At 59.7% G+C, this 12,890-nt stretch carries 13 protein-coding genes; 2 read left to right on the forward strand and 11 right to left on the reverse strand.

What is annotated here, in order from left to right; translation table 11 throughout:
• Positions 1-38 precede the first annotated feature (38 nt).
• From ACF0H7_RS01100 to ACF0H7_RS01110, 3 genes are all read right to left on the reverse strand, one after another.
• On the reverse strand, positions 39-713 hold the full coding sequence (locus ACF0H7_RS01100) for an anti-sigma factor domain-containing protein (RefSeq protein WP_397451008.1): 675 nt from the start codon (positions 711-713) through the stop codon (positions 39-41).
• Positions 710-1,348 (reverse strand): sigma-70 family RNA polymerase sigma factor, encoded by a 639-nt coding sequence (locus tag ACF0H7_RS01105; RefSeq protein WP_397451009.1) that lies wholly within the window; start codon positions 1,346-1,348, stop codon positions 710-712. The genes ACF0H7_RS01100 and ACF0H7_RS01105 overlap by 4 nt, the downstream gene beginning before the upstream one ends.
• Before the next feature lie 83 nt (positions 1,349-1,431).
• Positions 1,432-2,022 carry a fasciclin domain-containing protein gene (locus ACF0H7_RS01110; protein ID WP_397451010.1) on the reverse strand — a complete coding sequence of 197 codons (591 nt, stop codon included), beginning with the start codon at positions 2,020-2,022 and terminating at the stop codon, positions 1,432-1,434.
• 224 nt (positions 2,023-2,246) lie between these two features.
• Between ACF0H7_RS01110 and ACF0H7_RS01115 the strand changes: the two genes are divergently transcribed.
• Positions 2,247-2,774, forward strand: coding sequence for a DUF2780 domain-containing protein (locus ACF0H7_RS01115; protein WP_397451011.1), 528 nt, complete (start codon positions 2,247-2,249; stop codon positions 2,772-2,774).
• 199 nt (positions 2,775-2,973) lie between these two features.
• Entirely contained in the window at positions 2,974-3,471 is a 498-nt protein-coding gene (locus ACF0H7_RS01120; RefSeq protein WP_397451012.1) for an ATP-dependent zinc protease, read from the forward strand.
• 149 nt (positions 3,472-3,620) lie between these two features.
• Here the strand turns inward: ACF0H7_RS01120 and ACF0H7_RS01125 are convergent, their stop codons facing one another.
• The 8 genes from ACF0H7_RS01125 to ACF0H7_RS01160 all read right to left on the reverse strand — a co-directional run bounded on the left by ACF0H7_RS01125 (position 3,621) and on the right by ACF0H7_RS01160 (position 12,765).
• A complete protein-coding gene (locus ACF0H7_RS01125) occupies positions 3,621-4,250 on the reverse strand; it encodes a glutathione S-transferase family protein (RefSeq protein ID WP_397451013.1) in 630 nt (209 codons plus the stop codon).
• A 31-nt stretch (positions 4,251-4,281) separates the two neighbouring features.
• Positions 4,282-4,509: a hypothetical protein gene (locus ACF0H7_RS01130; protein ID WP_397451014.1), complete on the reverse strand. Its 228-nt coding sequence runs from the start codon at positions 4,507-4,509 to the stop codon at positions 4,282-4,284.
• Positions 4,506-5,639, reverse strand: a complete 1,134-nt coding sequence (locus ACF0H7_RS01135) for a PepSY-associated TM helix domain-containing protein (RefSeq protein WP_397451015.1) — start codon at positions 5,637-5,639, stop codon at positions 4,506-4,508. The genes ACF0H7_RS01130 and ACF0H7_RS01135 overlap by 4 nt, the downstream gene beginning before the upstream one ends.
• A 71-nt stretch (positions 5,640-5,710) precedes the next feature.
• Positions 5,711-8,119: a TonB-dependent siderophore receptor gene (locus ACF0H7_RS01140; protein WP_397451016.1), complete on the reverse strand. Its 2,409-nt coding sequence runs from the start codon at positions 8,117-8,119 to the stop codon at positions 5,711-5,713.
• 113 nt (positions 8,120-8,232) lie between these two features.
• Positions 8,233-9,240 carry a FecR domain-containing protein gene (locus ACF0H7_RS01145; protein WP_397451017.1) on the reverse strand — a complete coding sequence of 336 codons (1,008 nt, stop codon included), beginning with the start codon at positions 9,238-9,240 and terminating at the stop codon, positions 8,233-8,235.
• The gene (locus tag ACF0H7_RS01150; protein ID WP_397451018.1) at positions 9,237-9,755 is read right to left on the reverse strand and encodes an RNA polymerase sigma factor; all 519 of its coding nucleotides are present in this window, start codon (positions 9,753-9,755) and stop codon (positions 9,237-9,239) included. Before ACF0H7_RS01150 ends, ACF0H7_RS01145 begins: the two co-directional genes overlap by 4 nt.
• Positions 9,756-10,126: 371 nt before the next feature.
• Entirely contained in the window at positions 10,127-10,834 is a 708-nt protein-coding gene (locus ACF0H7_RS01155; RefSeq protein WP_397451019.1) for a PolC-type DNA polymerase III, read from the reverse strand.
• A complete protein-coding gene (locus ACF0H7_RS01160; protein WP_397451020.1) occupies positions 10,831-12,765 on the reverse strand; it encodes a putative nucleotidyltransferase substrate binding domain-containing protein in 1,935 nt (644 codons plus the stop codon). Before ACF0H7_RS01160 ends, ACF0H7_RS01155 begins: the two co-directional genes overlap by 4 nt.
• Between the last annotated feature and the right edge of the window lie 125 nt (positions 12,766-12,890).

Genomic DNA, 12,890 nt, shown 5'->3' on the forward strand with positions numbered 1-12,890 from the left:
CAGCCTTCGGCAGCTCCTACAGAGTTATGTGCCAACCGTTACAACCCCGCCAACGCCCCTTGGTACAACACTGGCCCAGTCGGCTGCCCGGTCGGCGAGCCACCTTTTGGCTCGAGACTGACCGCCAACGTCAGCGGTTTGCTCAGCAATTTCTGCTGGCTTTCGCTCAACTCCAGTCGACCTTTCCCACCCGCCGGCAATACGCCGAGGGACACGGGTTTGCCGTCGGCCGGGATGGCCCAGAGTTCCAGGCTGCGGTCAGACTCGATAGACGGCAGAACCAGAGGCTCGACCTCGATGTGGCGGTTGTACGTGTGAACGCTCATCACCGGCAACTGGTTGGCGGCCATCAGAGTGGCGTTGTAGTTAAGTGGGTCGCGTTTGTAGAGCACGCCAAGGCCGATCACCACGAGCAATGAGCAGGCGACGGCGGCAATGCGCAGCCAGTTCCAGAACGGACGCTTGACCGGCACGTGCAATTGTTGCGGATCGATGCGCGCGACGATGGCGTCCCACACTCGCTCCGGAACGGGTTCTTCCGACAAGTGCTCGGTGAGGGAGGCCAACGTGGTTTGCCATTGCGCGACTTCAGCCCGCAAGGCGGCATCATCCAGCAGCAGTTGTTCAAAGCGACGGCGTGCCGCAGAGGACATCAAGCCAATGGCGTAATCGGCGGCGAGGGCGCGGCGCAGGGCGGGTTGTTGATAGTTCATGATTCAAGGCACCTGCGCAGGCGCTCCATGCCTCGGCGAATCCACGATTTGACCGAGCCTAGTGGCGCGGCCAGTTGCGCGGCCAGCTCGGCGTGGGACACGCCGTGGAAATAAGCAGTAATGATCGATTTACGCTGCATGCCCTCAAGCGTGTCCAGGCAACGGCGCAAGGCAGTGGCCTCGCGCTGACTGTCGAGTTGTTCAGGGGCGCCCGGTGTTTCATCAAACAGCGCCTCGGTCTGCTCATCGCTCAGCGGCACTTCCCGGTGTTTGCGCAACTGGTCGATGGCCTGATTACGCGTGATGTTGACCATCCACGTCATCGGCGCCGACAGGTTGCTGTCGTAACGCGAAGCGTTGTGCCAGATGCGCACGAAGCTTTCCTGCAACACTTCTTCGGCCAGATCGCGGCGCGTCATGCAGCGCAGGGCCACGGCGAACAGTTGGCTGGAAGCCTTGCGGTAGAGGTCTTCAAAGGCTCGCCGATTGCCCAGCGTACATTGAGCCAGCAAGTGCCTGAGTTCATCGGCGTCGACAGAGGAAATAGTGGTTCTCCAAACAAGATGATGAAGTTGGCCGCGCGGCTTGCCAGACCCATCGCAGGGTAGTCCAGGTTGCGCCGCCATTCCATTCACTTGAGTGTGCTCTTAATAAAAGTACGGAGACGTGGAGAAAATAAAACCCGGCACGACTACTTAATTCCATGCCGGGGACTGCCTTAACTTTTCGGCAGCAGTACTTTGTCGATCACGTGAATCACACCATTGGACTGAGTCACGTCGTAAGTGCTGATATCGGCGACATCGCCTTTTTCATCTTTGATCTGGATGTTGTGCGGGCCATTCATCATCAGCCACAGCTTGCCGCCACTGACGGTGGTCAGTTCAGTTTTGCCGCCGCCGGCCTGGATTCGCTTTGCGAGTTCGGCCATGTCCAGATTTCCGGCCACTACGTGATAGGTCAGGATGTGCGTCAGGGTGGCTTTGTTTTCAGGCTTGAGCAGGGTGTTGACGGTGCCCGCCGGCAATTCGGTAAACGCTGAGTTGACCGGAGCGAACACGGTGAACGGGCCTTTGCCTTTCAGGGTGTCGACCAAACCAGCAGCTTTCACGGCAGCGACCAGAGTGGTGTGGTCTGCGGAATTGACCGCGTTGTCGACGATATCTTTACTCGGCAACATGGCTTGCCCGCCAACCATCACGGGGTGGGACATATCGGCCGCTTGCGCGTTAAGAGCAACTAAACTGGTGGACAACGCCAACGTCAGCAAACTGGCGATTAGTGGGGCTTTAATCGATGTGCGTGTCATGGTGATGATCCCTTCTTATTAAAGATATCGGTCAGAGAATCTGTCCGTGCTTGATATACGCAGGGGCCGCCAACGTGGATGCACGCCATGCAAAATTATTTTTTTAGTCTCTGATATGGCCGGTGTATTACGGCTGTCAGGGAACATTCAGACCGTTTACGCGGTCAAAATCGGCAGTTTTCTACCGGCGTCAGGCCGGGTCCATGGATCAAGGAGTTGTTTCAATGAAGCTTTCACGCGCTGTTGCCCTGGCTACTTTCATGACCGTCGCAGCAAGCCCGGTCTTCGCCTTTAACCTGAACGACGCCGCTGGCGCTGTTTCCGCTGCAACCGGTGGTAGCGGCAGCGCAGCGACCACGCCACAAGCGTCGGGCCTGCTCGGGACCTTGGGTTCCCAGCTCAACGTGACGCCGACCCAGGCCGTCGGCGGCACCGGCGCCCTGATGGGGCTGGCCAAGAACCAACTGAGCAGCGGTGATTATTCGTCGCTGACCAAGTCCGTTCCGGGTCTGGACCAATTGTCCGGTGCAGGTGCTCTGAGCGGCATGCTGGGGGGCTCCGGTTCGGCAGCTACCGGTGCGCTGGGCAACGTGAAAAGCATGGGCGACGTGAATTCGGCGTTCAGCAAACTGGGTATGGACAGTGGCATGGTTGGCCAGTTTGCCCCGGTGATCATCGACTATCTGGGCAAGCAGGGCGCCAGTGGTTCAGTGCTGAAAAGCCTGGGCGGTATCTGGGGTGTTGGCGGCTGATTCAGCCGATTGACGCCGAGGTTTGACGCATCGTCGCGCAAGGCGGCGATGCGGTGGTTCTTTTCCTGTCGACTGTTTACGGATGTTTCACACGGAAATGTTTATGCTGGCGGCGCTTGGCACTGGCCAATCCAATCAAAGCTGATGATCTAAATCAGGCGTCGCTTGCAGGCTTCATCCCTCTAGAGGAATCCCTTACGTGAAAACGATCCTGGCCTTGTTGTCCCTGCTGGCCCTGCCCGTGATGGCCGCCGAGCCAACGTTATATGGTCGCTACGAATACATAGGGCTGCCGGAAATCGGCCAAGTTCTGAAGGGCAAGATGGACACGGGTGCGCTGACGGCCTCGCTGTCGGCCAAAGACATCGAGCTGTTCAAGCGCGACGGCGAAGACTGGGTGCGCTTCCGCCTGGCGACCAAGGACGCCAGCGACAAGGTCTACGAACATAAGGTTGCGCGGATCAGCCGGATCAAGGCTCGCGCTGATGAAGACGAAGAGGACAGCGCCGACACGACCCAACGCCCGGTGGTCAATCTGGAACTGTGCCTGGGCAATGTCAAACGCACTGTCGAGGTCAACCTGACCAACCGCAGCAGCTTCAACTACCCGCTGTTGATCGGCGCCAAAGCACTGCGTGAGTTCGGCGCGGCGATCAACCCGGCTCGGCGTTATACGGCAGACCAGCCTGAGTGTTGAACAGCGACTGCAAGACCATAAAACCCTGTAGGAGCTGCCGAAGGCTGCAATAAGGTCCTCAGGACCTTCAAAATGCTCAGCCACTACGACCAGTTCCTGGCCGATCGCAACCTTCGGCAACGCCTACAGGTGATGTGTGATCCTCGGCGTCAAACCGGCGGCTGGGTACTCAGCATCGACGGACGTTGACTCACCACCGCATACCACTCCGCCAGCTGTGGATAACGCTCACGCCAGTTCAAATTCGGCTGACGGAAATCCAGATAACCCAAGGCTGCGGCGACGCTGATCGCGGCCACATCGAACTGCGCAGACAAATCCGCTGCGGCATGCTGTTCGAAATAAGCCAGCGAGCGCTGGATTTTCTCTGCCTGGTTTTCCAGCCACAGATCCCAATGTTTCTCTGCCGGGCGCAGGAAGGTTTCGTAGCGAATCAGCAACGCCGCATCGAGCAACGCATCCGCCAACGATGCCAGGGTCAAGCGTGCCCATCGCGCCGCGCCATCCCGTGGAATCAGTGGCGTACCGGCATGCTGGTGGTCGAGGTAATCCAGAATCACCCGACTGTCATGGATCATCGATCCATCCGCCAGACGCAGCGCCGGCAATTTGCCTGCCGGGTTGGCGTCGTTCAGTTCGGGAACCGGGTTCACCGGCGTCACCAGCGTTTGCTGCAAGGCCACCTGATCAAATTGCCCGGTCTCGTGCAGCATCACCAGAACCTTGCGGGCGAATGGCGAGGCAGTGTTGTAAAACAGCGTCATGCTGGGGGTAGACATGGAAGAACCTCGGACGAGACAGGCGCCTAGACTAATCAGCCGTGGGGCGGTCTGCAATCGTCGAACGCTGCCGAATTTCCCCACGCCTCGTCAACAACCCGCGCACACTTAAAAACGCCGGAAGCCCCATTCCAAGCCACGACAACGTATCCCACCAGCCGTCGCCCAACAGCGCGGCGAAAAGCCCGGCCGCCATCAGCAGGCCAATCCAGATCGGTTGGGCGAATACGCTCCAGTTGCTCGTATGTGTAACCTTCATCCCGCCAACTCCCCCCGCGCGGCTCCCACCGATGCAGCGGCACGACGGCGAACCCACCACAGGTACAGACCGCTGCCGAGAACGATGATGGTCAGTACGTCGAGCGCGGCCCACAGCACTTTCATCGGCATGCCGCCGTAGTCACCGAAGTGCAGCGGTTGCGACATGCCCATCGCGTCCATGTACCACGGGCGTTCGACGATGGCGGTGACTTGCAGATTACTGGCGTCGATCAGTACCGGGGTCAGCAGGTGCGAAGTCAGGTGAGTGGCGCCTTTCATGAACACTGCGTAGTGGTGTTCGCTGGAAAAACGGGTGCCGGGGAAGGCAATGAAGTCGGCGGCCATGCCGGGCACGGCGGCTTCGGCGATGTCCAGCAAATGAGTGGCAGGCGCCCGTTGCTGCAGCGGCGGGGCGTCGCGGTAGGGCGCGATCATCGCGGCGAGGCTGTCGTTGCGCCAAGCGGCGATCACCAAGTCGGCGCAGGCGTTGATCACACCCGTCACACCCACCACCAGCGCCCAGGTCAGGGTGACGACGCCGATCAGGTTATGCAGGTCGAGCCAGCGCACGCGGGTGGATTTGTCCGGGCGCACGGTGGCGAACTTCAAGCGGCGCATGAATGGCGCATACAGCACCACGCCGGACACGATGGCGATCACGAACATCACGCCCATGGAGCCGAGGAACAACATGCCCCACGGCCCGGCATACATGTCGGTGTGCAGGCGCAGCATGATCATGGTGAAACCGCCGTTGGCCGCAGGTTGCTCGTAGGCTTCCCCGGTGCGTGCGTCGAGCAGGAAGGTGTGCGAAGCGTTCGGCTCGGTGCCGGCAGTGGCAGCCATGATGGTGGTCACGGCGTCGGGAGTATCCTCGTCCCAACCGAAATATTGCATGACCTCGCCCGGCCGATGGGCCTCGGCGGCAGCGACCAGTTTTTGCAGGTCCAGAGGCGGCGTGTTGGCCGGCATCGTTTTGAATTCGGGGGTATTGCCCAGCAGATGATCGATTTCGTGATGAAAAATCAATGGCAGCCCGGTCACCGCCAACATCAGCAGGAACAGCGTGCAGATCAGGCTGGTCCAGGTGTGGACGAATGACCAGCGACGGATGGTTTGGCTTTTCATGTTTTTTCCAAAAGCGAAGGGCCACTTGCAGTAAGTGGCCCTGTTACACGGTCAGGCTTGGCGCCGGACAGTTACCACTTGTAGTTAACGCTCGCCAGCACGTTGCGTTCGTCGCCGTAGTAGCACCAGAAACCGTCGCACGTCGAGATGTAGTCTTTGTTGAACAGGTTGTTGGCGTTCACTGCAACCGATACGCCCGCCAGGCTGTTGCTCAGGCGGCTGAGGTCGTAGTGCACGGCGGCGTCGTAGATCGTGTACGAGCCGACGTGGCCACTTTCTGTGTTCGGTACGTTGCCGTAGGTGTCGCCGACATAACGTACGCCTGCGCCCATGCCGAAGCCATCGAGCAGGCCATTGTGCCAGGTGTAATCAGCCCAGCCCGACGCAGCGTTGCGCGGGACCAGTTTCAGACGGCTGCCATCGCTTGGGCCTTTGACGGTATCGGTGTCTGTGTAGGTGTAAGAACCCACCAGCTTCAGGTTGTTGGTAACGTCGGACGTCGCTTCCAGTTCCAGGCCGTGTACTTTCACTTCGCCGACCTGGCGGGTGACGTTGCCCTGAGTCACCGAAACGTTCTGCTGACGCAGGTCAAAGGCTGCGGCAGTCAGCAGGGTTTTGCTGCCGGGTGGCTGATACTTCACGCCCACTTCGTATTGCTTGCCGGAAGTCGGTTTGAACGACTCGGTGGTGCTGACCGCTGCGCCCGACGTTGGCTGGAACGACTCGGCGTAGGAGACGTACGGCGTGATGCCGGTGTCGAACACGTAGCTAATGCCAGCGTTGCCGCTGAACTTGCTGTCGCGCTCGGTGTGGGTCGCGTCGTCGAAGTTGTGAAACTCGGTGCCGGTATGGACCCAGTCCTCACGACCACCCAGGGTCAGGCGCCACTTGTCCAGCGCCATCTGATCCTGTGCGTAGACACCTGTCTGCGTGGTTTTCTGGTTGTAGTTATCGAAGGTGAAAGTGTTAGTGCCCGGATACGGCTGGCCATAGATCGGGTTGCTCACGTTGATGCTCGGTGCATCACCTTCGATCCAGTGGTAGTTGGTGTTGGAATGCTGGACGTCTGCGCCCAACAGCACGGTGTGCTTGACCGGTCCGGTGTCGAAGTCAGCCTGGAAGTTGTTATCCATCGCGAATTGGCTGATGTCTTCATCAACTTTGTCGTAGATCCGCTTCAGAGTGCCATCCGATGCCAGAGCGCCTGCGGCATAGCTCGAGTATGTGGTGTGGAATTCCAGATCGCTCTTCGTGTAACGCACGTTTTGATGGAACTGCCACACGTCGTTGAAGCGATGATCAAAGGCGTAGCCCAGCGCGTAGTACTCGCGGTGGTAGTAATCCGCGTTCGGTTCGCCAAGGTCTGTGTGGTGCGAGATGTTGCCGACTGGCGACGAGAGCTTGGTGCCATTCAACGGCAGGAATTGGCTGCTGACGCCGGTATCGTCATGGGTGAACTGACTCAGGAACGTCAGGTGTGTGTCGGGATCGATGTTCCAGGTCAGGCTTGGCGCGATGTTGTAGCGCTTGTCGTCGATGTGGTCGATGGGGGTGTTGCCATCCCGCACGACGCCGTCGATGCGATAGAGGAACTTGCCGTCATCGTCGATCTTGCCGGTGCTGTCGAAGCTGATCTGCTTACGCTGGTTGCTGCCGATCTTCAGCTGCACTTCATGGCTGTCTTCGGCATCCGGACGACGACTGACCATGTCGAGCATGCCGCCTGGCGGGGTCTGGCCGTAGACCGAAGAAGACGGGCCGCGCAGCAGGGCGACGCGTTCCAGGTCCCAGGTTTCGATTTTCGGGTTAGCGAACGAACCGGCCGGCAGCGGCAGGCCGTCGAGAAACTGAGTCGGTACGAAGCCGCGTACGCGCAGCCAGTCGGCGCGAGTGTCGCTGCCGTAGCTGCTGGCAATCACGCCGGGGGTGTAACGCAGGGCGTCGTCGAGATTCTGTACGGCGCGATCTTCCATCTGCTGGCGAGTCACTACCGAAATCGAGCGAGGCGTTTCCAGGATCGGTGTATCGGTTTTGGTGCCGGCGGCAGTGCGGGTTGCGGTATAGCCGCTGACCGGGCCCCACGCGGTCTCGGTGTCACTCCTGCCCTGAATGCTGGTTTCCGGCAGTGCTACAACACTGTCGGGTACTGCTATCACACTGAAGGTGCCCGCGCTGCTCTGGACCAATTGCAGACCCGTGCCACGCAGCGCCTGACGCAGAGCGCCTGTGGCATCGAATTGACCCTGGACCGGCGCCGAAGTGCGGCCAGCAGCCAGCGAAGGGTCCAGCGACAGCGCCAGACCGGACTGGCTGGCAATTTGGTTCAGAGTGGTCGACAAGGAACCGGCAGGCAGGTTGTACGCCCGAACGGTCGACGCTTGTTCAGCGGCAACCGTTTGAGTGCTGGCCAACGGCAGGGTCAGGGCGATGGACAAGGCCAGAAGGCTAGGGCGCATCAGGGTGTGGAGCGAACGGGACATTAAGGCGGTTCCTGAATGAAAATTGTTCTCAATGCCTATGTGCCGAACGAAATGCAAAAAGTGATAGGTCTAATTGAAAATAGTTTTTATTCAGGGGAGGGAATACGAATTAATCAGAGTTTTGCAGGGATAGCCGACGGAGGTTTGTCATTGTCCGCGACCACCGTGACCCACCATTTGGTGTGCTGTTCGATCTGCACCGGGAGGGTCGGCAGCAAAGACTTGAGCGCCAGGTCGGTGTTGTTCAGGGGAAAGCTGCCGGTAATGCGTAGATCGGCGATTTCAGGCGCCACACCGAGGTGACCTTGGCGATAGCGCCCCAGCTCACTGACCAGATCTTCCAGTCGCGCGTTCTCCACGACCAGCATCCCGCGTGTCCAGGCGTCGGCACCGGGGCTAAGAGCAAGCATTGGCCCCAGGCTGTCGCGGTGCATCAGCATTTGATGACCTTCATGCAGAATTTGTTCATCTTCACTGTGCTTCGGACGCGCCGCCACTGCCGACTGCAAGACGCTCAGCAGCGTGCCGTCGTCTTCTCGCTTGACCAGAAAGCGGGTGCCCAGCGCATGCAGGCGACCTTCGCTGGTTTCCACGATGAATGGGCGTGGGTCGTCGTGGCTGCCGGTCTCCACCAGAATTTCGCCTTCCTGAAGAATCACCCGACGCTGTTTGTCGTCGAATCGCACATCCATCGCACTGTGGGTGTTCAGACGGATCAGGGTGTTGTCGGCCAGGCGAACGGTGCGTTGCTCGCCGGTGGCCGTGCGCTGATCGGCCATCCAGTAGTCGATCGGCAGGTAGCGGTGGCCAGCAAACAGGCTCAACCCGCAGACCAGCAACACGCTGGCAACGCCGCCCCCGAGGCTGCGTATTTTGCGACGTACACCGGCAGGCGATTGCATCAAGGCGACCCGGGCAGGTCCCGGGGCAATGGCAAAGCGTTGATCGAGCATGCCCAACTGCATCCAGGCGCGGGCGTGTTCTTCACTGGCGGCGTACCACGCGTTGAACTCGGTACGCTCCGCATCGCCATTGCAGTCATCGGCACCGAGGCATAGCTGCCAGGCGATGGCCGCGTCCAGTACGCGAGAGGAAACCGGTCTGGTGTTAAGACGACTCATGCCGGTTCGCCATACAGCGCGACGTAGCACTGGCGAATGCCCTGCGCCAGGTACTGCCGCACGCGGGGCACCGAAACGCCGAGGCTCTCAGCAATTTCAGCGTGGGTCATGCCGTCGAGGCGGTTAAAAAGAAAGGCCGCACGCGCCTTGCTGGAGAGCTTGCTCAGCAGGCGATCAATGGCTTTGAGGTCTTCGAGGATCAGTTGCTGTTCTTCCGGTGACGGCTGTTCGTCCTCAGGGACCAGCATCAGCTCGTTCAGATACGCCTGTTCCAGCGCGGCCCGACGGAAATAGTCGAACAGCAAGCCTTTGGCGACGGCGACGAGAAAGGCACGGGGTTCGTTCGGCGCTTTCAGCTCAGCGCGACCGAGCAGGCGCATGAAGGTGTCCTGGCTCAGGTCTTCGGCGCGATGCGGGCAGGCGACGTTGCGTTTCAGCCAAGACAGCAGCCAGCCGCGATGGTCGCGATACAGCGCGCCAACCAGCTCGGTTTGAGTGCTTTGGACTGAAGACACAGACGGCCCCGGAAAATATTTTGTAACTAACGAGAATTATTCGCGATTGTGTCAGAGCACAGCTTAAGGCGCAATTGGCCACTCATCGGGTGGTGCCCTGTTTGCTGGCAGGTGGGCGTGTTGTGGGTCGACTGATAGATGGTCTTCGCCAACAAGTTGGCTCACAGAAATTTGTGGCTGGACAAAAATCTACGGTTGCCCCCAATTTTGTAGGAGCTGCCGAAGGCTGCGATAAGGTCGGAACGACCTTCGCGATGGCTATTGTTCGCAGCCTGCGGCAGCTCCTACAGTAAATTTGTGCCTGACACAGGGTCTGTGGAAGGAGGCCTGTCGGGTCGCCGCACCGCTGCGAAGGGTTTGATGCGGTGCCTCTAGAAAGAATGCGACTGCTGTCGCCGGCGCCATTTGCCCAGGCTTTGCTCCAGGAGGGCAGGGCTGTCGATCTTTTGGCGACGGGCGTGGCTGAACAGGATCAACGCCAGCTCGGCCGTGACCAACGCATCGGCGCTGGCGTTGTGTCGCTCGCCCGCCTGCAAGCCGAAAAACCGCGTCCAGTCATCCAGCCCGGCCTGACGAATGTTGGCGTCAGGGCACAGCATTGGCGCCAGCTCGGCCACATCGAAGAACGGGTGGTGCAAGCGATAACCCAGGCTGTCCTTCAGCGCGCGACCAAGCATGTGCTGGTCGAACTGCGCATGGAACGCCAGCAGCGGACTGTTGCCGACGAACTCCATCAAATCCAGCAGGGCCTCCACCGGTTCGCTGCCAGCGGCAATCGCGCTGGGGCCGAGGCCGTGAATCAATACGCTGGGATTGAGTTTGTGGTCTGGCCGTAGCAGCGTGCGTTCGAACTGTTGACTGAAATCGATGGCGCCGTCTTCGATCACCACTGCGCCAATTGAAAGCACCTGATCGCGATTCATATTCAGGCCGCTGGTCTCCAGATCCAGCACCACCCAGCGGTGTTGGCGCAACGGGCTTTCATTGAAAACGGGCCGCGGTGCCAGTTGCTCCAGGCGCTGTTGTTGGCGGGCATTGAGCTTCGGCGCGGGGCGACGTAACCAGGAAAATAGATTCATAGCTGATAGCGTAAGGTCAGGCTGCTTTGCAGGCGTTGGGCCTGGCGCAAGGATTCGCGCAGGATTCGCCGGTCCAGATGGTTGAGAAGTTCCGGGTCTACCCGGTTGGAATACGGCAGGTTTTGTCGGCTCTGCAGTTGGTGCTGCTGCATGCGGGTTTGCTGGATGAAGTGATAAGCCTCTTCATAAGCCGCGCCGTCCAGCGGCTCGATGACTTCTTTATCGACCAGTTGGCGCAGGCGTTCCAGGGTATTGTTGGCCTCGATGCCGTTGGCCAGCGCCAGCAGACGAGCACCATCGACGAAGGGCGTCAGGCCCTGAACCTTCAAGTCCAGCGTGGCTTTTTCGCTGCCCTTGCGCGGCAGCACAAATTCGCGGAAGCGTCCCACGGGCGGACGTTGGCGCAACGCGTTGTCGGCCATCATGCGTTGGAACAGGCGGTTGTCGGCGACTTGATCGAGTATCCCGCGGCGCAACTGGTCTGCGCTGTGTTCATCGCCCCACACCACCCGCAAGTCGAAATAAATGCTCGACGCCAGCAGGTTCTCCGGCGTGGCTTCGCGAATAAACGCCGAAAAACGTCGTGCCCATTCGGCGCGGGACAGGCACAGATCCGGGTTGCCGGCCATGATGTTGCCTTTGCACAAGGTGAAGCCGCACTGCGCCAGCCCCTGGTTGATCTGTTGCGCTATGGGCAGCAGCAGGTTGCGGATCGTCGCCGCTTCCGCTGCGTCTTTGGCTTCGAACAGGATGCCGTTGTCCTGATCGGTATGCAGCGTCTGTTCGCGCCGGCCTTCGCTGCCGAAGCACAGCCAACTGAACGGTACACCGGGGTCGCCCTTCTCTTTCAGCGTCAGTTCGATGACCCGGCACACGGTGTGATCGTTGAGCAGGGTGATGATCTGGGTAATTTGCGTCGAGGAAGCACCGTGGGCCAGCATGCGATCGACCAGTTGCACGATTTCACCGCGCAGGTTCGCCAGGTTTTCAATACGCGGCGCATTGCGGATGGTTCGCGCCAGATGCACGAGGTCGACGCGTTGCAAGGAAAACAGATCGCGCTCTGAAACCACACCGCACAGGCGCTGGTTTTTCACCAGGCAAACGTGGGCGATATGGCGTTCGGTCATGGCAATCGCCGCGTCGAAGGCGCTGTGGTCTGGCGTCAGGGAGAACGGCGCCTGGATCATCCGGCTTTCGATGGGCAGACCGAAATCGGCACTGTTATCGGCCACCACCTGACGTAAATCGCGCAGGGTGAAAATCCCCAGCGGCGCTTTTTGCTCATCGACGATTACGATGCTGCCGACTTGCTGGTCGTGCATCAGCTTGACCGCTTCACGCAACGGGGTGTCCGGGCTGCACGTCACCGGGTGACGCATCGCCAGTTCGCCCAGCCGCGTGTTCAGCGAGTATTGAGTGCTCAGGGTTTCTACGGCGCGTTGCTGAACTTGCTGATTAACCTGTTCCAACAGGCTGCTGACCCCGCGCAGGGCGAAGTCGCGGAAGGTGCTGGACAGGGCGAACAGCTTGATGAACGCCATCTTGTTCAGTTGCAGGCAGAAGGTATCTTCCGCGGCAAGATGCTCGGTACGCGTGGCGCGTTCGCCCAACAGCGCGGCCAGCGGGAAGCACTCGCCGGTGGAAATCTCGAAGGTGGTTTCGGTGCCGCTCTTGGCCGGGTAGGTGCGCTCGCCGACGACCCGACCCTGTTTGACGATATAGAAGTGTTCTACTGGACCGTCGGCAGGCTTGATGATGCTCTCGCCATCGGCGTAGAAACGCAGTTGGCATTGCTCGACCAGGTACGCGAGGTGGGCGTTTTCCATCTGGTTGAACGGCGGAAACTTTTGCAGAAACTGCATGGTGCCGTGGATGTTCTGCAACACCGCTGTTTTGCCTGCCTGGGCGAACGCATCCGCTTTACTCATGACCTTTTTACCGCTTATTGGACGAGCTGTTTTTATTGATTTGTTATGGACAGCCATGGTCGGCCGCTTAGAACGCAGTGCCCATTGGACGTAAGTCTAGGGTCGTGGGAAAGTGTGCAACTGTG

Origin of the sequence: Pseudomonas sp. NA-150 (genome assembly GCF_044336365.1) — a bacterium.
GTDB lineage: Bacteria > Pseudomonadota > Gammaproteobacteria > Pseudomonadales > Pseudomonadaceae > Aquipseudomonas.

What these genes read in the sequence shown, in the direction of transcription:
- ACF0H7_RS01155 (WP_397451019.1), bottom strand. Translation starts at nt 10,834, where the DNA reads ATGAATCTATTTTCCTGGTTACGTCGCCCCGCGCCGAAGCTCAATGCC.
- ACF0H7_RS01115 (WP_397451011.1), top strand. Translation starts at nt 2,247, where the DNA reads ATGAAGCTTTCACGCGCTGTTGCCCTGGCTACTTTCATGACCGTCGCA.
- ACF0H7_RS01160 (WP_397451020.1), bottom strand. Translation starts at nt 12,765, where the DNA reads ATGAGTAAAGCGGATGCGTTCGCCCAGGCAGGCAAAACAGCGGTGTTG.
- ACF0H7_RS01125 (WP_397451013.1), bottom strand. Translation starts at nt 4,250, where the DNA reads ATGTCTACCCCCAGCATGACGCTGTTTTACAACACTGCCTCGCCATTC.
- ACF0H7_RS01135 (WP_397451015.1), bottom strand. Translation starts at nt 5,639, where the DNA reads ATGAAAAGCCAAACCATCCGTCGCTGGTCATTCGTCCACACCTGGACC.
- ACF0H7_RS01100 (WP_397451008.1), bottom strand. Translation starts at nt 713, where the DNA reads ATGAACTATCAACAACCCGCCCTGCGCCGCGCCCTCGCCGCCGATTAC.
- ACF0H7_RS01130 (WP_397451014.1), bottom strand. Translation starts at nt 4,509, where the DNA reads ATGAAGGTTACACATACGAGCAACTGGAGCGTATTCGCCCAACCGATC.
- ACF0H7_RS01145 (WP_397451017.1), bottom strand. Translation starts at nt 9,240, where the DNA reads ATGAGTCGTCTTAACACCAGACCGGTTTCCTCTCGCGTACTGGACGCG.
- ACF0H7_RS01110 (WP_397451010.1), bottom strand. Translation starts at nt 2,022, where the DNA reads ATGACACGCACATCGATTAAAGCCCCACTAATCGCCAGTTTGCTGACG.
- ACF0H7_RS01140 (WP_397451016.1), bottom strand. Translation starts at nt 8,119, where the DNA reads ATGTCCCGTTCGCTCCACACCCTGATGCGCCCTAGCCTTCTGGCCTTG.